Annotated in this window: 19 protein-coding genes; 9 read left to right on the top strand and 10 right to left on the bottom strand. The window is 71.5% G+C overall.

Annotated elements, in window-relative coordinates; genetic code table 11:
• Positions 1–13: 13 nt before the first annotated feature.
• Together AB0F68_RS31185 and AB0F68_RS31180 are read right to left on the bottom strand one after the other, a co-directional pair.
• Positions 14–421: a cupin domain-containing protein gene (locus tag AB0F68_RS31185; RefSeq protein ID WP_357344737.1), complete on the bottom strand. Its 408-nt coding sequence runs from the start codon at positions 419–421 to the stop codon at positions 14–16.
• 95 nt (positions 422–516) lie between these two features.
• Positions 517–1,539 carry a zinc-dependent alcohol dehydrogenase family protein gene (locus AB0F68_RS31180; RefSeq protein WP_357344735.1) on the bottom strand — a complete coding sequence of 341 codons (1,023 nt, stop codon included), beginning with the start codon at positions 1,537–1,539 and terminating at the stop codon, positions 517–519.
• Between the two features lie 253 nt (positions 1,540–1,792).
• On the opposite strand from AB0F68_RS31180, the gene AB0F68_RS31175 reads away from it, so the two are divergent.
• Complete coding sequence (locus AB0F68_RS31175) at positions 1,793–2,674, top strand: helix-turn-helix transcriptional regulator (RefSeq protein WP_357344733.1); 882 nt, start codon at positions 1,793–1,795, stop codon at positions 2,672–2,674.
• Positions 2,675–2,764: 90 nt separating this feature from the next.
• On the top strand, positions 2,765–3,970 hold the full coding sequence (locus AB0F68_RS31170) for a low temperature requirement protein A (RefSeq protein ID WP_357344731.1): 1,206 nt from the start codon (positions 2,765–2,767) through the stop codon (positions 3,968–3,970).
• Positions 3,971–4,017: 47 nt separating this feature from the next.
• On the opposite strand, the gene AB0F68_RS31165 is transcribed toward AB0F68_RS31170, so the two are convergent.
• On the bottom strand, positions 4,018–4,845 hold the full coding sequence (locus tag AB0F68_RS31165; protein WP_357344729.1) for a PIG-L family deacetylase: 828 nt from the start codon (positions 4,843–4,845) through the stop codon (positions 4,018–4,020).
• Between the two features lie 74 nt (positions 4,846–4,919).
• Between AB0F68_RS31165 and AB0F68_RS31160 the strand changes: the two genes are divergently transcribed.
• Complete coding sequence (locus tag AB0F68_RS31160; protein ID WP_357344727.1) at positions 4,920–5,633, top strand: hypothetical protein; 714 nt, start codon at positions 4,920–4,922, stop codon at positions 5,631–5,633.
• A gap of 20 nt (positions 5,634–5,653) precedes the next feature.
• Here the strand turns inward: AB0F68_RS31160 and AB0F68_RS31155 are convergent, their stop codons facing one another.
• On the bottom strand, positions 5,654–6,283 hold the full coding sequence (locus AB0F68_RS31155) for a TetR/AcrR family transcriptional regulator (RefSeq protein WP_357344725.1): 630 nt from the start codon (positions 6,281–6,283) through the stop codon (positions 5,654–5,656).
• 65 nt (positions 6,284–6,348) lie between these two features.
• Between AB0F68_RS31155 and AB0F68_RS31150 the strand changes: the two genes are divergently transcribed.
• Both AB0F68_RS31150 and AB0F68_RS31145 read left to right on the top strand, forming a co-directional pair.
• Positions 6,349–7,950, top strand: coding sequence for an FAD-binding oxidoreductase (locus tag AB0F68_RS31150; protein WP_357344723.1), 1,602 nt, complete (start codon positions 6,349–6,351; stop codon positions 7,948–7,950).
• Positions 7,951–8,140: 190 nt separating this feature from the next.
• Complete coding sequence (locus tag AB0F68_RS31145; protein WP_357344721.1) at positions 8,141–8,587, top strand: hypothetical protein; 447 nt, start codon at positions 8,141–8,143, stop codon at positions 8,585–8,587.
• Positions 8,588–8,649: 62 nt separating this feature from the next.
• Here the strand turns inward: AB0F68_RS31145 and AB0F68_RS31140 are convergent, their stop codons facing one another.
• Positions 8,650–9,597, bottom strand: a complete 948-nt coding sequence (locus tag AB0F68_RS31140) for an AraC family transcriptional regulator (RefSeq protein ID WP_357344719.1) — start codon at positions 9,595–9,597, stop codon at positions 8,650–8,652.
• 84 nt (positions 9,598–9,681) lie between these two features.
• On the opposite strand from AB0F68_RS31140, the gene AB0F68_RS31135 reads away from it, so the two are divergent.
• On the top strand, positions 9,682–10,650 hold the full coding sequence (locus tag AB0F68_RS31135; RefSeq protein ID WP_357344717.1) for an SDR family NAD(P)-dependent oxidoreductase: 969 nt from the start codon (positions 9,682–9,684) through the stop codon (positions 10,648–10,650).
• Positions 10,651–10,783: 133 nt separating this feature from the next.
• Here the strand turns inward: AB0F68_RS31135 and AB0F68_RS31130 are convergent, their stop codons facing one another.
• Together AB0F68_RS31130 and AB0F68_RS31125 are read right to left on the bottom strand one after the other, a co-directional pair.
• Entirely contained in the window at positions 10,784–11,893 is a 1,110-nt protein-coding gene (locus AB0F68_RS31130; RefSeq protein ID WP_357344715.1) for a nucleotide disphospho-sugar-binding domain-containing protein, read from the bottom strand.
• An 11-nt stretch (positions 11,894–11,904) separates the two neighbouring features.
• Complete coding sequence (locus tag AB0F68_RS31125; protein WP_357344713.1) at positions 11,905–12,441, bottom strand: hypothetical protein; 537 nt, start codon at positions 12,439–12,441, stop codon at positions 11,905–11,907.
• 195 nt (positions 12,442–12,636) lie between these two features.
• On the opposite strand from AB0F68_RS31125, the gene AB0F68_RS31120 reads away from it, so the two are divergent.
• The 3 genes from AB0F68_RS31120 (at position 12,637) to AB0F68_RS31110 (ending at position 17,691) form a co-directional block, all read left to right on the top strand.
• Positions 12,637–13,578: an ABC transporter ATP-binding protein gene (locus AB0F68_RS31120; protein ID WP_357344711.1), complete on the top strand. Its 942-nt coding sequence runs from the start codon at positions 12,637–12,639 to the stop codon at positions 13,576–13,578.
• A complete protein-coding gene (locus AB0F68_RS31115) occupies positions 13,575–14,930 on the top strand; it encodes an ABC transporter permease (protein WP_357344709.1) in 1,356 nt (451 codons plus the stop codon). Before AB0F68_RS31120 ends, AB0F68_RS31115 begins: the two co-directional genes overlap by 4 nt.
• Positions 14,931–15,018: 88 nt before the next feature.
• Positions 15,019–17,691, top strand: coding sequence for a bifunctional YncE family protein/alkaline phosphatase family protein (locus AB0F68_RS31110; RefSeq protein WP_357344707.1), 2,673 nt, complete (start codon positions 15,019–15,021; stop codon positions 17,689–17,691).
• Between the two features lie 134 nt (positions 17,692–17,825).
• On the opposite strand, the gene AB0F68_RS31105 is transcribed toward AB0F68_RS31110, so the two are convergent.
• The 3 genes from AB0F68_RS31105 to AB0F68_RS31095 all read right to left on the bottom strand — a co-directional run bounded on the left by AB0F68_RS31105 (position 17,826) and on the right by AB0F68_RS31095 (position 20,042).
• Positions 17,826–18,176 carry a DoxX family protein gene (locus AB0F68_RS31105; RefSeq protein ID WP_357344705.1) on the bottom strand — a complete coding sequence of 117 codons (351 nt, stop codon included), beginning with the start codon at positions 18,174–18,176 and terminating at the stop codon, positions 17,826–17,828.
• Positions 18,177–18,246: 70 nt separating this feature from the next.
• Positions 18,247–18,624, bottom strand: coding sequence for a UBP-type zinc finger domain-containing protein (locus AB0F68_RS31100; RefSeq protein ID WP_357344703.1), 378 nt, complete (start codon positions 18,622–18,624; stop codon positions 18,247–18,249).
• Between the two features lie 176 nt (positions 18,625–18,800).
• Complete coding sequence (locus AB0F68_RS31095; RefSeq protein WP_357344701.1) at positions 18,801–20,042, bottom strand: MFS transporter; 1,242 nt, start codon at positions 20,040–20,042, stop codon at positions 18,801–18,803.
• Positions 20,043–20,167 lie beyond the last annotated feature (125 nt).

Here is a 20,167-nt window from a genome sequence, read left to right as displayed (position 1 = left end):
GGCGGCCGGTTGGTCATGCGGGCTGGCGGTACTCGTCGTCGGTCACGTGCTCGCCCCACTCCGTTTCCGGCCCGTCCTGCCCAGGGGTGAGGCCGTCCCAGATGGCCAGATGGGTCATGAAGTGGTCGGGGGCGGCGCCGTGCCAGTGCCACTCTCCGGGCGGACACCAGACGGCGTCGCCGGGGCGGATGACGACGACCTCGCCGCCGCGCGACTGGGTCAGCCCGACGCCCTCGGTGACGTGCAGCAGCTGGCCGTTGGCGTGCCGGTGCCAGGCGGTGCGGGCGCCGGGGGCGAAGTGCACGGCGTTGCACCGGCCGATGGACGGTCCGGTCATGGGAACGATCTGGTCGAACCAGACGTCGCCGGTGAACCAGTCGGCCGGTCCCTTGACCGACGGCTGCGTGGTCAGGATCTCCAACGTCTCCTCCTGTGCGGTTCGCCCTGTGCTGGATGCAGCAGCTTGTTGTCGGATCCGGTCGGGCGGACGCGGCCCTCTCCGGGCGGCGCCGGCCGTCAGGGCTTGAGAAGGGCCTTGATGGCCCGGCGTTCGTCCATGGCCCGGTAGCCCTCGGCGGCCTGCTCGAGCGGGAGGGTGAGGTCGAAGACCTTGCCGGGGTCGATCTGCCGGTTGCAGATCAGGTCGATCAGCTCGGGCAGGAAGCGCCGCACCGGGGCGGGGCCACCGTGCAGGTGCACGTGGGAGAAGAACAACTCGTCGCCGGGCAGTTCGACGCCGTGGGCGACGCCGACGTAGCCGACGTGACCGCCGGCCCGGGTGGAGCGGATGGCCTGCATCATCGACTCCTGGGTGCCGACGGCCTCGATCACCGAGTGCGCGCCGAGGCCGTCGGTGAGGTCCTTGATCTTCGCGACGCCCTCGTCGCCGCGCTCGGTGACGATCTCCGTCGCACCGTAGTGGGCCGCCAATTTCTGGCGGGGCTCGTGCCGGCTGACCGCGATGATGCGTTCCGCCCCGAACTGCTTCGCCGCCAGCACGGCGAGCAGACCGACCGCGCCGTCGCCGACGACCGCGACGGTCTTGCCCGGCCCGACCTCGGCGGCCACGGCCCCGAACCAGCCGGTGCCGAGCACGTCGGAGGCCGCGAGCAGGTCCGGGACCAGGTCCTCCGAGGGGATCTCGGGCGTTGCGACCAGGGTGCCGTCGGCCAGCGGGACGCGCAGGTACTCGGCCTGGGCGCCCAGTCCACCGACCGGTTCCCGATGGATGCACGAGCTCTGGTAGCCGGCGCGGCAGATGGGGCAGGTGTTGTCGGAGGCGAAGAAGGAGCCGACGACGAACTGGCCGGGCTTGATGTTCCTGACCTCGCCGCCGACCTCCTGGACGACGCCGACATACTCGTGGCCCATCGGAGACGGCCCCTTGACCGCCTCGATGCCGCGATACGGCCACAGGTCCGAACCACAGACGCAGGTGGCGGACAGGCGGATGATCGCGTCGGTCGGGAGGAGGATCCGCGGATCCTCGCGCTCCTCCACCCGGACGTCGCCGGGGGCGTGCAGGACTGCACCACGCATGAGGTTCTTCCTTTCAAAGGTCCGGCCGCGACCCGACGGCCACCCGCCCGCATACCCAGCCAGGGCGAGGGAGTACGGCCATCCGGGAAACAACCCGCCAGGGACGACGACGATCGCCCACCGGGCGGCGGCGGCCAGCGGTTCCGTTCATCGCCGTCCAGCAAACCCCGGCGGTGCCTGTTCGGGGAGTTTCTGCTGGAAGGTGTACTGACAGGGCACCCCTCCGACGAGCCGTGACACGTACGGTCGAGGCGTGGACAACCGCACCGAGGTCCGCGAGTTCCTCGTCTCGCGCCGCGCCAAGATCAGCCCGGAACAGGCGGGCCTGCCCGCCGGCAGGAACCGCCGGGTCCCCGGACTGCGCCGCAGCGAGGTCGCGGCACTGGCCGGGGTGAGCATCGAGTACTACTCGAAGCTCGAACGAGGCGCCCTCGCCGGCGTGTCGCCCTCGGTGCTGAACGCCATCGCCCGGGCGCTTCAGCTCGACGACGCCGAGCGGGCGCACCTGCTCGACCTCGCACGGGCGGCGGACGGCAGCAGCGCGCTGATGCGGCCCCGCCGCCGCACGGCGAGGCAGTGGTCCCCGCGCGCCAGCCTGCAATGGACCCTCGAGGCGGTCACCCAGGGCCCCGCGTTCGTGCGCAACGGCCGCATGGACCTGCTCGCCGCGAACCGGCTCGCCCGAGCGTTCTACGCCGACGTGTACGCCGACCCGCAGCGCCCCGCCAACATCGCCCGGTTCACGTTCCTCGACGAGAAGGCGCACCGCTTCTACCCGGAGTGGGACCTCGCCGCCGACGTCTGCGTCGCGATCCTCCGCACCGAAGCCGGCCGCGACCCCCACGACAAGGATCTCCACGACCTCGTGGGCGAACTCTCGACCCGCAGCGATGAGTTCCGGAAACGGTGGGGAGCCCACAACGTCCGACACCACGGCACCGGCGTCAAGAACTACCACCACCACGTCGTCGGCGACCTCACCCTGGCCTACGAAGGGCTGGAGATGGCGGCGGAACCGGGGCTCACTCTCACGATCTACACCGCAGAGCCCGGCTCGCCCTCCGAGGACGCGCTTCGCCTGCTCGCCTCGTGGGCCGCCTCCCAGGAAACAGACGCCGACGCACAAACCGCCTGAACGGAGTGACGCGGCTCGAGCGGCGCGGACCGGCTCACCAGCCCGGTGTTGTGCCACTGAGCTGCGGTGGGACACGCGACCATAGGGGGCATGGGGCATCCCGACGGCCAGGATCTGCTGCAACGACGCCAGGAGATCCGGCAGGCGAACTTCCTGGAGCTGTTCGTCGACCTGGTGCTGGTGTTCGCCCTGTCCGGGGTGGTGAACCGGGTCGTACGCGACATGATCGGAGCGGACAGCGGTGTCCGCTGGCTGTCGCTCGCCTACCTGCTGGTGCTGTCGTTACCGCTGATCTGGTTGTGGATCACCACCGCCCACATCACCAGCTGGTTCAACCCCCGTCGCCGCAAGATCCAGTGGATCGTGCTGGCCAGCGCCTTCGGCCTGATGGTGATGTCGTCGTCAGTTCCCTACGCCTTCGTCGGGCGGGGGTGGGCGTTCGTGCTGCCGTACCTGATCCTGAACTGCCTGCGGCCGCTGATCCTCCTGCCGAGCGTGCGCCGGCACTCGCTGGGGAATCTCTATGTCAGGTCGGTGCTCTGGTGCCTCGCCACGGCCGGCGTCTGGTTGGCCGGCGCGGCGGTGAGCGGCGGGGCCCGCGCTGCGCTCTGGGCGGGCGCCGTAACGGTGGACGTCGTCGTCGCGCAGCTACGCTGGCCCGTTCCCGGCATGGCCAGACCGCCGGTCAGCGCCTGGGCGATGGACAGTGGCCACCACCTACCCGAGCGTTATCAGCAGCTGCTGCTGATCGCCCTCGGTGAGACCGTGCTCGCCGCCGGCGTCACATTCACCAACCATCCGGTCACCCTGTCGACCTCGGCGGCGCTGGTCGTGGCGTTCCTGTCCATGGTTCTGCTGTGGCGGATCTACTTCTACCGCTCGGGACAGGTTCTCGCCGAGGCCGTCGCCGTCGCCGGTGACCGGCTCGCCGCCGGACGCGCCACAGGCATCGCCCACGTCGTCATGGTGGTGGGCATCGTCGCCACCGCTGTCGGCTTCGAGGTCGTCCTCACCCACCCGGGCGGTCACCCCGAGCCGCCGTGGCTGGCGATGATCCTCGGCGGCCCCGCCCTGTTCCTCTACGGTCGTATCCGCCTGGAACGAGTCGTGTTCGACCGGCTTTCCCTGCGGCGGGTGATTGCCATCGCCGCTCTGGCCGCCCTGGCATTGCCCCTGTCCACTGCCCCGCCGCTGACCGCCGCGCTCGGGGCCGGGTTCGTGCTGCTGGGCGTGGCCCTGGCCGACGCCCGCCACGCCGCCCAGCGGCCGCCGGAGGCCCCCACCCCGGCCCACTGATCTGATCCGGGCTCATGGACCCGGCCCCGACCACCGTGCGTGCCCGGTCAGCGCAGCCCGGCGAACAGATCGTCCTCGCGCGACGGCGCACCGGTGGTGTCGCGGACCCGGACGAAGGTCTCCACGCCCATCAGCTCGGTGAACCGCTCCTGACCCAATTGCAGGAAGAAGATGTTCTCGGCCTGGCTGGCGTGGGCGGCCAACGATTCGAACTTCTGGGCGCCGTAGGCGCTCGTGTCGACCCAGGTGGTGATCTCGTCGTCGGGCAGCCCGAGCTGGGGCATCTCCTCCGACACGTCGGGCTCGGGAAACTCGACGCCGATCTCCTTCATGATGCGGCCGAAGTCTTCGAAGACGCTGCGCGGCACAGTGGTCCAGTAGACCTTCGCGGGGATGTCCGTCCGCTCGACCGCGGCCATGGTGATGCGGTGCGCCTGAATGTGGTCCGGATGGCCGTAGAAGCCGTTCTCGTCATAGGTGACGACGACGTCGGGCCGGTAGCGCCGGATCAACTCGGCCAGCCGGTCGGCCGCCTCCGTCACCGGGGTGTTCCAGAACGCGCCGGGCATGTCGTTGGTCGCCCAGCCCATCATCCCGGAGTCGGCATAGTCGAGCGTCTCCAGGTGGGTGACCTTCAACGCCTCGCAACTGGCCGCCAACTCGGCCCGGCGCATCGCCACCACGGCCTCCGGGTCGTGCCCCGGGTCGCCCGGCTTGACCCCGCCGGGCCCGTCGCCGCACCGCCCGTCCGTGCAGGTCACGAGCACCGTCGTGATGCCCTCTGCCGCGTACCGGGCGAGGATGCCGCCGGTGCTCGTCGCCTCGTCGTCGGGGTGCGCGTGCACGGCCATCAAGGTCAGAGATCGCTCAGCCATCCCACCACCATACGAGGGACGTCCGACGCACTAGCATTGCCGCGGCCCGGAACGGCTTGCGGAAACGAGGCGACATGCGGTGGCTCCGGCAGTTGATGGGTGGCAGGCGGGTCCAACTCGACCCGGAGCGGCAGCAGGCGCTGCTGCGGGACGTCCGGTACCGGTTCGGCGCCCGCGCTCAGGTGCGGTTCTCCGAACAGGTCGAGGCCGTCACCCAGATGCTGGACGGCGACGACGGCCTGGTGGTGGCGGCCCGGATCGTGAGCGAGGTGGCCGACGAAGCGCACGCGGACCTACAGGCCCAGGCCCACGACGTACATCGACGGACCGGTCGGCGGCTCCTGGTGCACCGCCGGAACTACCGGCCCCTGTGGAAGGAGGCCGGCCCGGCGCTGCGGTGGCCGCTGTTCGCGCTGCCGTGCGGACTCCACCCGTACGCGCAGGTGGCCGCCGCCGTCGCGGTGCTCGGCAGCCGGGCACCCCGACTCGACCGGGTGACCGACCCGAATCCGCTCGTGACCCGCGTGTTCGAGGTGCTCGACCTCACCACCGCCGGCTGGGAGTACGGCCGGGTGCGGGTGGACACCGACGCCGCCGCCCTGGCGGATCGACTCATCTCGACCGCCGGCCAGATCCTCGCCACCATGGACGACCCGCCCCGGCTGCCACCTTCGGTCCGCGAACTGATGCGCCGCAACAACACCATCGACGTTCACGACCCGACCGGTCCTCGGGTCGTCGGCCGGATCAACCTGGGCGCACGGATGCGGGAGAAGTTCCTGGTCTGAGGCGTCGCGGCGGAGCAGGGTCAACCAGCCGTGAGGGCGGCTCGGGTGGCGGCGAAGAGGCGGGCGCAGCGTTCGGCCATGGCGTCCGGAGACTGGTCGGGATGGTTGATCCACCACCGGACCAGCGCGGTGACCATGCCGCGCCAGGCGTACTTGAGGGCGTCAGCGTCGAGGGGGTCGGCGGAGCCGGCGGCGCGGAGCACGCCGGCGCTACCGGTTGCCGCGAGCCGATCGATGGCGGTCCGGTAGTGCGCCGCCCGCCGGGCGGGTTCCGTGTCGGCGGGCAGCGACGGGTCGTAGAGCACGAACCATGCTTCCCGCCGGCCCTCCAGTGCGGTGAACAGCGCGTGGAGAACCAGCAGGGGCGTGCGCGGGGCAGTGATCTCGCCTTGGCCCATCGCGGCGCGAATCGCGTCCAGCAGTTGGTCGCCCACCGGGGTCAGGCAGGCGAGATAGAGGTTCTCCTTGGAACCGAAGTACTGGTGCAGCAGCGCCTTGGTGACCCCGACCCGTGTGGCGACAGCTGCCAGGGAGGTCGCCTCGTAGCCGTGGCGGCCGAACTCCTCGGTGGCGGCGGCGAGGATCTGCTGTTCGCGGACGGCACGGGGAACGCCCTTGGTGCCGGCTCGGGAGCGGGAGGACGTTGCCACGCCCGCGATATTACCCTACGGTAAATTACCGCTAGGTTAATTCGGCGGATCGGATGGATACGGACATGGCGACAGCCCACGCTGCGACCTCCCCCCGCGCTGCCCGCGCCCGTTCCTGGTGGGGCTGGGGATGGGCGGACGAACACCCCGACGACGCCGAATGCGAAGCGATGGGCGCGCTGCTCCCCGGCACGCTCCCGCGCCCGCTACCCGTCCCGCAGGTCGCCGACCTGCGCATCGGCCGGCCCGCCGTCGAGCCGCCGCCGAGTCTCGCGCATCTGGTCACCGCCGACCCGGAAGCCCGCGCCGCACACGCCATGGGCAAGGCGTACCGGGATGTCATCCGCGCCCTGCGCGGCCGGCCCGGGCGGATACCCGATCTGGTCGCCAGGCCGGCGGACGACCAGGACGTGGCCGACCTTCTTGAGTGGGCCGGCGACCACGGCGTGGCGGTGATCCCCTACGGCGGCGGCTCCTCGGTGACCGGGGGCGTGGAATACCGCGGCGAGGCGCACCGAGCGGTGCTGTCCCTCGACCTGACCGCGATGGGCCGGGTTCTGGACATCGACACCGACAGCCGGGCCGCCCGTATCCAGGCCGGCGCCCTCGGCCCGGCACTGGAGAACCAGCTCAGGCCGCACGGCTTGACGCTGCGCCACTTCCCGCAGAGTTTCGAGTTCTCCACCCTCGGCGGCTGGCTCGCCACCCGCGCGGGCGGTCACTACGCCACCGTCCACACGCACATCGACGACTTCGTCCAGTCCCTGCGGGTGATCACCCCGGCGGGCGCCGGCACCTCGTGGCAGGTGCCCGCGTCCGGCGCCGGACCGTCTCCCGACCGGCTGTTCCTCGGCTCCGAAGGCGCCCTGGGCGTCATCACCGAGGGGTGGATGCGTCTGCAGGACCGCCCCCACCACAAGGCTTCCGCCTCGGTCGTCTTCGCCGACTTCCGCGCCGCGCTGGGCGCGGTGCGGGCGATCGCCCAGTCCGGCCTCTCCCCCGCCAACTGCCGCCTGCTCGACCCCGGCGAGGCCGCCTTGTCCGGCGCCGCCCGAAACGGTTCGTCGATACTCGTCCTCGGCTTCGAGTCGGCCGCCGTACCCGTCGACACCGTTCTCGCCCAGGCACTCGACCTGGCCCGCGCGCACGGCGGCTCGCCCTCCGTCAGCTCCGGCGGCCGGGGCGACGAGGCCGTCGGCGCCTGGCGCTCGGCGTTCCTCCGGATGCCGTACCTGCGCGACGGCCTCGCCCGGATGGGTGCCGTCGTCGAGACCTTCGAGACGGCCACCACGTGGAACCGCCTTCCCGCCCTGATCGACGCCGTCCGCGACGAGGTCGGCGCCGCCGCACGCGAAGCCACCGGGCATCCCGCCACCGTCAACTGCCGCCTGACGCACATCTATCCCGACGGAGCGGCGCCCTACTTCACCCTGCTGGCGGCAGGCCGGCCGGGCGACGAGGTCGCCGTCTGGGACCACCTCAAAGACGTCGCGACCGACGTCCTGCACCGCCACCACGCCACCATCACCCACCACCACGCCGTCGGGCGGGACCACCGCCCCGGCTACGACCGCCAGCGTCCCGAACCGTTCGCCCTGGCGCTGCGCGCCGCCAAGACCGCCCTCGATCCCCACGGGATCCTCAACCCCGGCGTACTCGTCGACTGAACCGCTCCCGGTCCAGACGAGTCGGCCGACACGATGGGCAGGGCCCGGCTCCTGAAGGAGGCGATCAGCGGCCACGTCGACCGCGAGGTGATCAGGAATCGAGAAGCGCCAGGTTGCGGTCGGGCCTAGCCTTCTCACCAGGTAGCCGGCGTCACGCCGAGCCTTGAACGGCGAAAAAGGAGCTCGAACAATGTCCGCGAAGACCTCCACCGTGTCCGACGGCTTCAGCGCTGAGGAGCGTGCCGCGATGAAGGAGCGCGCCGCCGAGCTGCGCGCCGAGGGCAAGAAGGGCGCCAAGAAGGCCGACGGGCTGGAAGCCGTCCTCGACCGGATCGCCCAGATGGCGCCGGAAGATCGTGAGCTCGCCGAGCGCGTCCACGTGACCGTGACCACCGCCGCCCCGGAACTGACGCCGAAGACCTGGTACGGGATGCCCGCCTACGCGAACGCCGCCGACAAGATCGTCGTCTTCTTCCAGGACTCGGGCAAGTTCAACTACCGGTACTCGACCCTGGGCTTCCAGGACACCGCCAACCTCGACGACGGCGACCTGTGGCCGGTGTCGTACGCGCTGCAGAAGTGGAGCCCCGCGGTGGAGAAGAAGGTCATCGAGCTGGTGAAGGCCGCGGTCTCCTGACCGTCGCCGAGCACGAGTAGCTCGGCCCAGTGGTGCGGACGGCTCCGCCCCGGCGCTCGTTGTCACGACCCAGCGAGCGCTCGGGTCCGCCCCTGTTCCGACCGCGCCAGGGCGGCGCGATAGGCGCGGGGCGAGAGACCGGTGGCGCGTTTGAAGGCGACGCTGAAGGCGCTCTCGGAGCCGTACCCCACCTCGCGGGCGATGGTGGCGTTGGTCTCCTCACCGCGGCGGATGCGGTCGGCGGCGAGTTCGATGCGCCACGCCGTGAGGTACTCCAGCGGGCCCTTGCCGATCACCTGCTTGAACCGGGCCGCCAGGGTGGATCGGGAAACAGCCACGGCGCGGGCCAGCTCGGCCACCGTCCAGGCGTGCGCGGGCCGGGCGTGCATTCGTCGCAGTACGGCCACCACGGTGGGGTCGGTCAGGCCGGCCAACCACCCGGAGGTATGACCGGCGTCCCGGGCGAGGTGCAGGCGGAGGATCCGAACCAGCATGACGATGGCGAGGTGCTCGGCCACCAGCCTCGCCCCCGGGGCGTTCCGCTGTAGTTCCGCGTCGATCTCTCCGACCGCTCGTCGCACGGCCGCGGCCTCCGGCGTCTCGGCTGCCACCTGGATGACCGGCGGCAGGCCGTCGAGCAGCAGAGCCTGGGCCCGGTCGGTGAAGGAGAACGCTCCCCCGATGAGGAACACCTCGTCGCCGTCCCCGGCGCGGGCCACCCCGTCGACGGCCGCGACGAAAAGGGGTCCCGCCGGCTCGGTCGGCAGATCCAGGTCACTGGCGAGCGTGAACGCGACCGGACGGGTCAGCAGGAAGCAGTCGCCCTCGCGTAGCCGGAGGGGATCCGGCACCCCGTCCACCGCGAGCCAGCAGGCGCCCCGCCGTACGACGTTGAACTTCACGCCGGCGGGTGGGTCGAACCGGACCCCCCACCGTCCTCCGGCGGAAAAACTGGCCGACAGGTGACTCGTCGCCCGGGTCAGCGACAGAACGTCCTCCAACGGGTCCATACCACACTCCCTCGGACGCTCACTAAACTTCTGCGGACGCCAAACTATAGGCCGTCCAGGCCCGCCGGTCGTAGCGTTGCCGTCATGACAGAGAGCACACGCCTGACCACCGGGTTCACCGCCCGGGCCACCGCCGACGAGGTCATCGACGGCGTCGACCTCACCGGGCACCGCATGATCGTCACCGGTGGCGCCTCCGGCATCGGCCTGGAGACCGTCCGCGCCCTCGCCCGTGCCGGCGCGGAGGTCACCGTGGCGACGCGCGACCCCGCCCGCGCCGACGACCTGGTGGCCGAGTTCGCCGGACCGGGCCCGGGCACGGTCCGGGCCGCCGCGCTGGATCTCGCTGACCTCGACTCCGTCGACGCCTTCGTCGCCGGCTGGACCGGCCCGCTGCACGCCCTGATCGCGAACGCCGGAATCATGGCGCTACCGCACCGCCAGCTGACCCCCGAGGGCTGGGAACTGCAACTGGCCACCAACTACCTCGGCCACTTCGCGCTCGCCCGGGGCCTGCACGACAACCTCCGGTCCGCCGGCTCCGCCCGGGTCGTGGTGGTGAGCTCCGGCGCACAGCTACGCGCCGGCGTCGACTTCGACGACCCGCACTTCGCCCGCCGCCCGTACGACCCGTGGATCGCGTACAGCCAGTCCAAGACCGCCGATGTCCTGCTGGCCGTCGGCATCGCTCAGCGCTGGGCCGCCGACGGGATCACCGCCAACGCCCTGGCCCCGGGCGTCATCATCACCAACCTGCAGCGTCACCTCGGCGAGGACACCCTGCGCTCCTTCGGGGTGACGACCGACGAGGCGGGCAACGTGGCGGTGCCGGAACACTACAAGACCCAGGCCCAGGGGGCCGCCACCACCGTGCTGCTGGCCGCGTCGCCCCTACTCGAGGGCGTGACCGGCTGCTACTTCGAGGACAACCAGGAGTCGGAGGTGGTTCCGGGCGGTCCGGACCCGATGACCGGGGTCGCCGAGCACTCGGTGGACCTGGCCGCCGCCGACCGGCTCTGGGCGTACGCCGAACAAACCCTGGCCTCCCGCTAGGACCTTCGCCGAACCCGGACTGAGGCCGGCCGGTCGGGACAGCCGCGTCCGGCCAGCCAGACGGCGGCGGTGTGGCCGGGGTTGGTCTCGATCACACCGGACCGCTCCCGGCTCCCCCGCCGGGCCCGCTCGGTCAGGCCAGCGCGGCCAGCCGGGGCACCAGCTCGGCGGGCTCGGGCATCGCGGCGATCTCGCGGCCGACCTGGGTCGCGGCGTCGCGCAGCGCGGCGTCGGTGGTCAGCCGGGTCAGCAGGGCCGTGGTGATGGCGCGGGCGGCGACCGCGATGCCGGCGCCGCGCGCCGCGACGAGTTCGGCGTTGTGCCGTCGGTCGCCGGCGCCGACCGTGGCCAGCTGGGGCACCCCGGCGACGAAGGCGCCGAAGATGCTGCCGGCGCCGCCGTGGTGCACCAGCGCCGCGCTGGTAGGCAGCGCCGCCGCCAGCGGGATCCAGCCGACGGTACGGACGTTGCCGGGCAGTGCAGACCGGGCCAGCCGCTCATCCGGCCGGACCAGGACGAACTCGGCGTCCACCCGCTCCGCGGCGGCGACCACGGCGCGCATCGGGCCGCCCGAGCCGGGCCCGGCCACGGTGCTGCGGCTGACCAACACGCGGGGGCGCTCGCCCGGCTCGCGCAGCCAGTCCGGCAGGTCGCCGCCGCCGGCGTACGAGCCGTAGCGCATCGGCCAGCCGTCCTGACGCAGCACGCTGGGCGGAGCCACCGCGACGGCGGCGGCCGGTGGCGGCAGTTCGGTCAGGCCGTGCCGGCGCAGCGCCGGGGCGAACCGGGCCACGGTGGCCCGGATCAGCTCCCGGCCGTCGAAGAGCGTGTTCTCGTGGCGGACCGTCGGGACGCCGAGCCGGGCCGCGGCGACGGCGCCGGCCACCGCGAACGGCTCGTGCACCACCAGATCCGGCCGCCACTCCTCGGCCAGCGCGACCACCCCGTCGGCGAGCTGATCGTTGACCGTGCCGAAGAGCAGCCCGGCGCCCCGGGTGCCGCCCCGGCCGGCCAGCTCGGCCCGGGCCACCAGCGGGTGGCGCAGCAGCACGCCCCGAGCGATGCGGCCGAAGTCGAACCCTGGCGCCACATCGCGCACCGGCAGGCCGGAGCGGGCCACGTCCAGCCCGTCGGCGGCGGTGGCCAGCAGCACCTCGTGCCCGGCTTCGCGCAACGCGGCGGCCAGCGGCACGAGCGGGAAGACGTGTCCGATCAGCGGCGCGGACACGATCAGGACACGCATAACGCTCGATGCTAGGCGGCCGGCGGCATGCCGTGGGGCCCGGTCGGGACACACTCCCGGTCGACTGTGGTTCCGGCGGTCCCGACGATCCGTCGGGCCTCGGCGAGGATCTCGTCGCTGACGTCCTTCTCCGTCAGGTCGGTGTATTCGAGTGTGTCGTACACGTCGTCGAGTTCGACGAGGCGTTCGGCGAGCGCCAACGTGTCATGGCCGATGGTGGAGTGTGCCCACGCCGCGAGGTCCAGGGGCGGAAGAAGCCCGGCCACGGCCCGCGAAGCCATCACCCGGACCGCGGCTTCCTGCCCGGCCCGGCTGCCCGGCGGGTAGTAGCTGAGCCCCGCCTCCGTCAGCGCGGCTTCCAGCATGTCGGGCACTTCCTCGTCGGCGTGCCGGACGTGAACGCCGGCGAGCATCGCCAGGTTGAGTCCGTCGAGGCCGGCGACCAGCAGTTCGCAGGCGGCGTCGACCAGTTGCGCCGCCATGCCCTGGCAGACGCTCCACAGTACGGCGGCTTCCTGCATACGGGCGAGGGCCTCGTCGCGTTCCACGCGCCCATCGTGGAGCACCACGCCGTGAACCGCCCCTGGTTTACCGGAGCGAGGCGGGACAGCGGGGCTCGCAGCGCTGCCGCGGCCAGATGATCGGCGCCGGCCCCCTTCCGTTCCATGAACGTTCAGCCAGCTGTCCCTGCCTCCGTCGTGATGCCGCACCTAACTTGCTTGAGGCAACGAAAGAAGGGGCTCATGGACGCACCTCTCGCAATCCGGGCTCGCGGGATCACCAAGTGTTTCGGCGACGTCGTCGCACTCGACGGCATCGATCTCGAGGTGGCGCAGGGACAGATCCACGGCCTGGTCGGGCCCAACGGCGCCGGCAAGACCACCTTGCTCGGCCTCCTGCTGGGCCTCGCCGCCGCCGACCGCGGCCGGCTCGAGATCCTGGGTACGCCGGTCGGGCGGGCGCTCGCCGCCCCCGAGGGTGTGGCCGGCTTCGTGGACGGGCCGGGTCTCTACCCCTCGCTCACCGCCCGGCAGAACCTGGCTGCGCTGGCCGCCCTTCGTGGCCACGGCGTGCGGGCGTCGGGGATCGACGACCTGCTCGACCAGGTGGGGCTCACCGATGTCGCGGACGACCGGACGCGCGGTTTCTCCCTGGGCATGCGTCAGCGACTCGGGCTCGCCGCGGCCCTGCTCACCAAGCCCCGGCTGCTCGTGCTCGACGAACCCGCCAACGGCCTCGACCCGGCCGGCAAGAAGCACGTACACGGTGTCCTCACCCGGCTCGCGACGGACGGAACCAGCGTCGTGCTGTCGAGCCACCGCATGGACGACCTCGAGGCACTGTGCTCCGAGGTCACCATCCTCGCCACCGGACGGGTCGTCTTCTCCGGGCCGCTGGGCAAGCTGGCCGCCGAGAACCGTGAACTCGACTACCGGCTGCTCACCTCCGACCCGCAGGCCGCCCGCCGGCTGGCGGTGGACACCGCCGGGATCCGCGTCGTCGACGGTGTCGGAGCGCGGCCCGACGGCGAAGTGCTCGTCGTGCACGCGCTCGTGCCCGCCCTGGACGACCTGGTGGTGCGGCTCGTACACGCGGGCGTCGCGGTGCGCGAACTCGCGCCCGTGGTGTCACCGCTCGAGGCCGCGTTCCTCGCCCTGACCGAGCAGCAGGAGGCCAGCCGATGACCGCGACCGTCGCCGACGCCCGCGTCGCCGATGCCCGCCGCGTCTCCGTGGCGCGCGGCTACCGCTTCGAGCTGGTCAAGCTCGTCTCGCAGTGGCGGATCCGCCTGCTGGTCCTCGCGTGCTGGATCGCGCCGGCGCTGTTCGTCGCCGCGGTGAGCCAGCAGAGCTCGCTACCCGTCGACACCCTCTTCGGTCGCTGGATGCACGCCACCGGGTGGGCCGGATCGCTGGTGACGCTCGGTTTCGCGGGCACCTGGGCGCTCCCGCTGCTGACCTCGGTGGTCGCCGGCGACGTGTTCGCCTCCGAGGACCGGCTCGGCACCTGGCGCCACCTGCTCGTGGCGGTCCGGTCGCCTCGGCGGATCTTCGCCGCGAAGGCACTGTCCAGTCTCACCGTCATCCTGCTGCTCGTGGCGGGGCTGGCCGGTTCCAGCGCGGCCGGCGGGGTCGTGACGGTCGGCAACCAGCCGCTGGTGGGCCTGGACGGGCACCTGCTGACGCCCGGGGATGCCGCCGGAAGGACCCTGCTCGCCTGGGTGTGCGTACTCGCCCCGACCCTGGCCCTCGCCGCGATCGGGTTACTCGGGTCCGTCGCGCTGGGGCGGTCCCCGATGGGACTGCTGCTGCCCACGCTCGTCGCGCTCGCCATGCAGCTCGCCCAGATGCTGCCGCTGCCCGTCGCCGTGCGTCTCGCGCTGCCCGGCTACGCCTTCATCGCCTGGAACGGTCTGTTCACCGGCCCGGCTCAGCTCGGCCCGCTGCTGATCGGCATCGTGGTCAGCCTGTCGTGGGCGGTAGCAGCGACGGCGCTGGCTTACCTGCTGTTCCTGCGCCGCGACTTCACCAACCTGACCTCTGACAGCTCGGGACGCCGCGTGGTCACCGTCGGAGTCCTGCCGCTGGTCGGGTTGCTCGCCGTGACGGTCGGGGTCGTCGCCGTGGCCACGCCGGCCACGGGCTCCGGAATCGAGCAGGACAAGGTGCAGCGCTCGGTCGCCACGGCGTTCGCCCACCTCTACCGCATGCAGACCGAGCAGCTCCACCGCCCCGACGTCACCGAAGCGCAGCTGAAGGCGACGGCGACGTGCAACAAGGGCGGCGGAAAGCTCGCCGCCGAAGGGCCGGGCAACGACTGGCGCTGCGTCGTCTCCTGGCACCTCCCCGACGTCGAGGCCGCGGGGACGGCCATCTACCAGCTCGACGTCACCCCCGACGGGCGGTTCGTGGCCGACGGCGACGGACCGAAGGAAGTGAACGGCTACTTCCTGGTGCGGACCCCGACCGGGGACGCACCGAACCCGCTCTGGCAGTTCGACGGCAACGTCGAGCTGCTCCACACCACGAAGGGATGACTCCATGCAGGTAACACGCCGCCGTCGGCGTGTGGAGAAGGACGTAACCGGACTTCTCCGTCGACGCATCGGCCGCCGGCTACCCCTGATGACGGCAGGCGCCACCGCTGTCGTCGTCGCCGCCGGCACCGGCATCAGTTTCGCCCAGACGCTCCAGTTCGGCACCGACCAGGTCGGCCAGCTGACCGACAAGGGCCTGGTCGTGTCCGACGACCAGTACCTCGACCCGATCGGCGAGCGTCTCGTCGTCGACAACGGCAAGATCATGTCTTCCTCGGTCAGCCCGGACGGCACACACCTGGCGGCCTCGGTCGCCGACGGTGGGATGGCACTGGCCATCGTGGACCTGAAGACCTGGAAGGTGCAGCAGCTCGTCGGCAACAACGCGGAGGCGAACCTGCGCATCAGCGGCAACGACGTGGGCCAGGAAGGGCCCACGTACTCGCCCGACGGCTCCCGACTGTGGTTGGGTCAGGCCGACGGCTACCGCACGTTCACCGTGAACCCGGACGGCACCCTGACCAACCCTGCGTTCATCCGGATCCCGCAGGACGGGGCCAAGCGCGCGCTGGTGAGTGAGGCGGTGTTCTCGCCCGACGGCTCCACCGTGTACTCCGCCGTCAACGGCCAGAACCGGGTGGTCGCCATCGACACCGCCACCGGGGCCATCCAGCAGAGCTGGGCCGTGGGCAACGCCCCACGCGACATGGTCATGGTCGGCGGCAAGCTCTACGTCAGCAACGAGGGCGGGCGTCCGGCGAAGCCCGGCGAGCCCACGATCAACTCGTACAACACCCCGGTGCCGGCCGACCAGGTGACCGCCTCCACCACCACCGGCACGGTCAGCGTCATCGACCTGGCGAACCCGGCCGCCGCCGTCGCGAGCATCGACGTCGGCCTGCACCCGACCGCCCTGTACGCGAACAATGGGGCGCTGTTCGTCACCAACACCAACAGCGACGACGTGTCGGTCATCGACACCGCGCGCGACAAGGTCGTCCAGACCATCGCCACCCGGCCCTGGCCGGAGGCGACGGTGGGCTACCAGCCCAACGCCGTGACGCTCACCGACGACGGCCACCTGCTGGTGACGCTCGGCCGCGCCAACGCGGTCGCCGTCTACCGCTACACCACCCCGCTGGAGCCGGTCAGCTACGTCGGCCTGCTCCCGACGGACTACTTCCCCGCCGAGATCACCACCGTCGGCAAGGACGTGCTGATCTCCAACACCCGTGGTATCGACGCCCGCCGCCCGACCAACAGCGCCGGGCACGGCACCCACGACACGACGTCGAGCCTGCAGCGGTTCCCGCTGCCGAGCGACAAGGCCATCAGGTCCGAGACCGGCAAGGTCTTCAGCCAGAACGGCTGGACCGGCGGCTCGGTCAAGCTGGCCAACGGCAACAAGGCGAAGCCGGTGCCCGTGCCGCAGCGGCTCGGCGACCCCTCGACGATCAAGCACGTCTTCCTGGTCGTCAAGGAGAACCGGACCTACGACCAGGTCCTCGGCGACGACCCGCGCGGCGACGGCGACCCGTCGCTGGCGCAGTTCGGCGAGAACGTGACGCCGAACCAGCACGCGATGGCGAAGCAGTTCGGGCTGTACGACAACACCTACGACATCGGCACGAACTCGGCCGAGGGTCACAACTGGCTGATGCAGGCCGACAACCCGGAGTACACCGAGTCCACGGCCGGCGAGTACATCCGCAGCTACGACACCGAGGACGACGCTCTCGGCCACCAGCGGACCGGCTTCATCTGGACCGGCGCGCAGGCGGCCGGCAGGACCGTGCGGAACTTCGGCGAGTTCCACCAGTTCCTGACCAAGCCGACCGGCTCCAGCTGGCAGAACCTGTACTGCGACACCAGGAACATGGCCGCGACCGGGCAGGACACCGCCTACCCCGTGGTGTCGTCCTCGCCGATCCCGTCGCTCAACAGCGTGTCGGTGCCCGGCTTCCCGAAGTTCGACACCAGCGTCCCGGACATCTACCGGTACGAGATCTGGAAGCGTGACTTCGAGAAGAACGGGCCGGCGAACCTCAACATGTTCTGGCTCTCCAGCGACCACACCGGTGGCCCGCCGAACGGGGCCGCCCAGGTCGCGGACAACGACCTCGCGGTCGGCCGGATCGTCGACACGATCTCGCACAGCCGCTACTGGAAGGACTCCGCGATCTTCGTGGTCGAGGACGACTCCCAGGCCGGCCTCGACCACGTCGACGGCCACCGCGCCCCGATCCAGATCATCAGCCCCTGGGCCCAGCGCGGTGTCGTGGACAGCCGCTACTACACGCAGATCACCATGATCCGGACCATCGAGCAGATCCTCGGGATCCACCCGATGAACCAGAAGGACAGCGCGGCCACCCCGATGCGTCAGGCCTTCACCAGCAAGCCGGACTTCACGCCGTTCACCGCGGTGCCCAACCGGACCTCGCTGACCGCCGGTCTGGCGACGCTGCCGGCCTGCGGTCCGGACACTCCCGCGCCGCAGAACCCCCTCGCCGCGCCCGCACCGTCGGCGACGGTGCCGGCGGACAAGCAGCAGGTGGCGGCGCAGTGGGGCGAGTGGAAGTCGCACCAGCGGCTGACCGGACCCGACGCCAGGCCCGACTACGCCAACCCCGCGCAGATGAACCACTTCACGTGGTACGAGGCGCACGACTGGAAGAAGCCGTACCCGGGTGAGGACGAGATCTTCGCGCCGGAGGACGTGCCGGGCGCCTACATCCCGGCGGCGGAGTCCGACGGCTGACGTCGGCTGATTCGCCTCAAGGGCCCCTGGCAGCGTCACCGCTGCCAGGGGCCCTTCCGACCCGGAGGACCACGAGTTCTGCCTGGTCGAGTACCGGGGCTGACGACGCCGACGGCGGGCCGCCGGTCAGGGGATCACCAGTGGTAGGTCAGGTTCACGGCCAGTGCAGCCACCGCGGTGGCGAAGAACACGGCCCATCCGACGAGCTGACGGGAACCCACTCGCAGGTGCGCGACGAGCGCGCCGACGAAGTACAGCACGAGACCGGCGGCGGCGAGGGTCCCCAGCAGTGGCACCACGAACCCGGCCAGCAGCCCCAACGAGCCCGCCGCCAGCAACGTGCCCAGCACCGGCACCCACGACCGTGGCAGGCGCTTCATGTCCACCTGGGCCTTCGGATAGTCGTGGCCGATCAGGTAGGTGACGGCGGCGATGCCGGTGAAGACCGAGGCGAGAACGGTGACCGTGACGTAAGCGGCGAACAAGAGCCCTCCTCTGTGGTTGTTCGCCTCACGGACGAGCCGGCCCCGGTGGATGTGACGTGGCTACCCCCGGTCAGTGCAGCCGGGTCGTCCAGTCCTCCGGTACCCGGCCCCTGGGACCGGGCGCAGGCTGGTCGACCGGGTGCGAGTCCGGCTCGGCGAGCTTCGGCCCGTGGGGGTGGAACTGGTCGTTGGAGTAGTCCCAGAACCACGACTCACCGGGTTCGAAGCTCTGGATGACCGGGTGACCCGTCGCGGCGGCGTGAGCGGTCGCGTGCTGGCTCGGCGAGGAGTCGCAGCAGCCGACGTGGCCGCAGGCCGCGCAGCGGCGCAGGTGGAACCACCACCCGCCGGAGGATTCGCACTCCACGCAGCCCGGGCCGCTCGGTGGCACGGCAGGGTTGATCCCCGTGCTCAGCGGCTGCGGCTCCGGCTTGGTCTGGTCACCCACGATGTGTTTCCTCCCGGTTCACGGCCTCCCCCGGTCGGGGCCGATCCGCACGTGTCCCGCCGGGTCGCCCCGACCTCGCAGTCTGGCACTCGACAGCGTCCGCCCGTACGTCGCCCCCGTCGGGTGCGCCGGCCGCCACTCAAGCCGACAGGTCTGAGGATTCGTCGGAGCGCCGACTAGTCGACCGTGACGGCGTGGCGCACCGGCACGCGGGCGGGATCCGGGCGGCGAGGCAGCAGCAGCGGGCTGGCGAGGATCAGCAGCCCCGCGACCGTGACAGCCGTGCGGGGGCTGGTGGCGTCGGCGAGCAGTCCGCCGAGCGCGCTGAGGATGGCGATGGACGCGCTGCTGCCGATCGACCAGGCCGACAGGGTGCGGGCCACGCGGTCCTTCGGGGTGTGCTCCAGTCGATAGGTGGCGAGTACCGGGTTGTACAGGCTCATGCTGATGATGATCGCGAGCTCGACCGCGATCACCGTCACGAGGCCGGCCACCCCGGGCTGGACGAAGGCCAGGCCGATCAGCCAGACCGCGCGGAGCGCGCCGACCGTACGAAGGATCCGGTGCTGGCCGTACCGCGCCACGACACGGCGGGCCAGGCGTGAGCCGATGAGTCCGCCGACGCAGGGTGCGGCGAAGGCGAGGCCGTACTGCCAGGGTGGGAATCCGAGCTGGCCGAGCAGGAGCACGGCCAGCAGCGGCTCGGTGGCCATGATCAGTCCGCTGACGAGCAGCTGGTTGGCGTAGAGCGCCCGTAGGCCGGGATGGGTGAGGAGGTGCCGCCAGCCGTCGAGCAACTCGCCGGCCCGGGCCCGGCGCTCGTCGGTGCGCCGCGGGGGTTCCTCCCGGCCGCGGATCGCCGTGATGCCCAGCGCGGAGAGCAGGTAGCTGAACGCGTCGGCCAGCACGGTGGTCACCGGCCCGAACAGGCCGACCGCCGCGCCGCCGAGCGGCGGGCCGACGGCGATGGAACTCCACGTCGTCGACTCGAAGCGGGCGTTGGCCACGAGCAGGTCGTCCGGCCGGACGAGGGCCTTGAGGTAGGCGCCGCTCGCCGCACTGGAGGCGATCTTGGCCGCGGCGACCACTGCCGAGACGACCAGCAGCTGAACGAAACTGAGCCGGCCGAACGCGTAGGCGACCGGGATCGTCAGCATGACCGCGAACCGGGCCAGGTCCATGGCGATCATCACCGGTCGCTTGCGGCGGAACTCCACCCACGGCCCGAGCGGCAACGCGATCAGCGCGCCCACGGCCGGCCCCACCGCTGCCAGCGCGGAGACCTGAGCGGGGCTGGCGTGCAACACCAGCACGGCGATCAGCGGCAACGCCCCGAACCCCAGGCCGGAGCCGTAGGCGTTGACCGCGTAGGCCGCCCACAGCCATCGGAAATCCCGGCCCAGAGACCGCCCAGCCACCGAGCCCCACCTCCGCCCCGGACAACCTACCGTCGACCGGTGCGATGAAAGCAGGCCCGGGTAGACGGATCAAACAGCGCTGCGGGCGAGCCACGACCAGGTGTCGTGCGAGCGGGTCCGCCGCG

The sequence above is a fragment of the Micromonospora sp. NPDC023966 genome (genome assembly GCF_040639095.1).
Taxonomy (GTDB): domain Bacteria; phylum Actinomycetota; class Actinomycetes; order Mycobacteriales; family Micromonosporaceae; genus Micromonospora.
Note: the sequence above shows the minus strand (reverse complement) of the source record. Positions and strands in the feature narration are given on the sequence as shown.

Excerpts from the sequence above, each read along its gene's own strand:
- AB0F68_RS31180 (WP_357344735.1), bottom strand. The coding sequence starts at position 1,539 with ATGCGTGGTGCAGTCCTGCACGCCCCCGGCGACGTCCGGGTGGAGGAG.
- AB0F68_RS31170 (WP_357344731.1), top strand. The coding sequence starts at position 2,765 with ATGGGGCATCCCGACGGCCAGGATCTGCTGCAACGACGCCAGGAGATC.
- AB0F68_RS31165 (WP_357344729.1), bottom strand. The coding sequence starts at position 4,845 with ATGGCTGAGCGATCTCTGACCTTGATGGCCGTGCACGCGCACCCCGAC.
- AB0F68_RS31160 (WP_357344727.1), top strand. The coding sequence starts at position 4,920 with ATGCGGTGGCTCCGGCAGTTGATGGGTGGCAGGCGGGTCCAACTCGAC.
- AB0F68_RS31150 (WP_357344723.1), top strand. The coding sequence starts at position 6,349 with ATGGCGACAGCCCACGCTGCGACCTCCCCCCGCGCTGCCCGCGCCCGT.
- AB0F68_RS31145 (WP_357344721.1), top strand. The coding sequence starts at position 8,141 with ATGTCCGCGAAGACCTCCACCGTGTCCGACGGCTTCAGCGCTGAGGAG.
- AB0F68_RS31140 (WP_357344719.1), bottom strand. The coding sequence starts at position 9,597 with ATGGACCCGTTGGAGGACGTTCTGTCGCTGACCCGGGCGACGAGTCAC.
- AB0F68_RS31135 (WP_357344717.1), top strand. The coding sequence starts at position 9,682 with ATGACAGAGAGCACACGCCTGACCACCGGGTTCACCGCCCGGGCCACC.
- AB0F68_RS31130 (WP_357344715.1), bottom strand. The coding sequence starts at position 11,893 with ATGCGTGTCCTGATCGTGTCCGCGCCGCTGATCGGACACGTCTTCCCG.
- AB0F68_RS31120 (WP_357344711.1), top strand. The coding sequence starts at position 12,637 with ATGGACGCACCTCTCGCAATCCGGGCTCGCGGGATCACCAAGTGTTTC.
- AB0F68_RS31115 (WP_357344709.1), top strand. The coding sequence starts at position 13,575 with ATGACCGCGACCGTCGCCGACGCCCGCGTCGCCGATGCCCGCCGCGTC.
- AB0F68_RS31110 (WP_357344707.1), top strand. The coding sequence starts at position 15,019 with ATGACGGCAGGCGCCACCGCTGTCGTCGTCGCCGCCGGCACCGGCATC.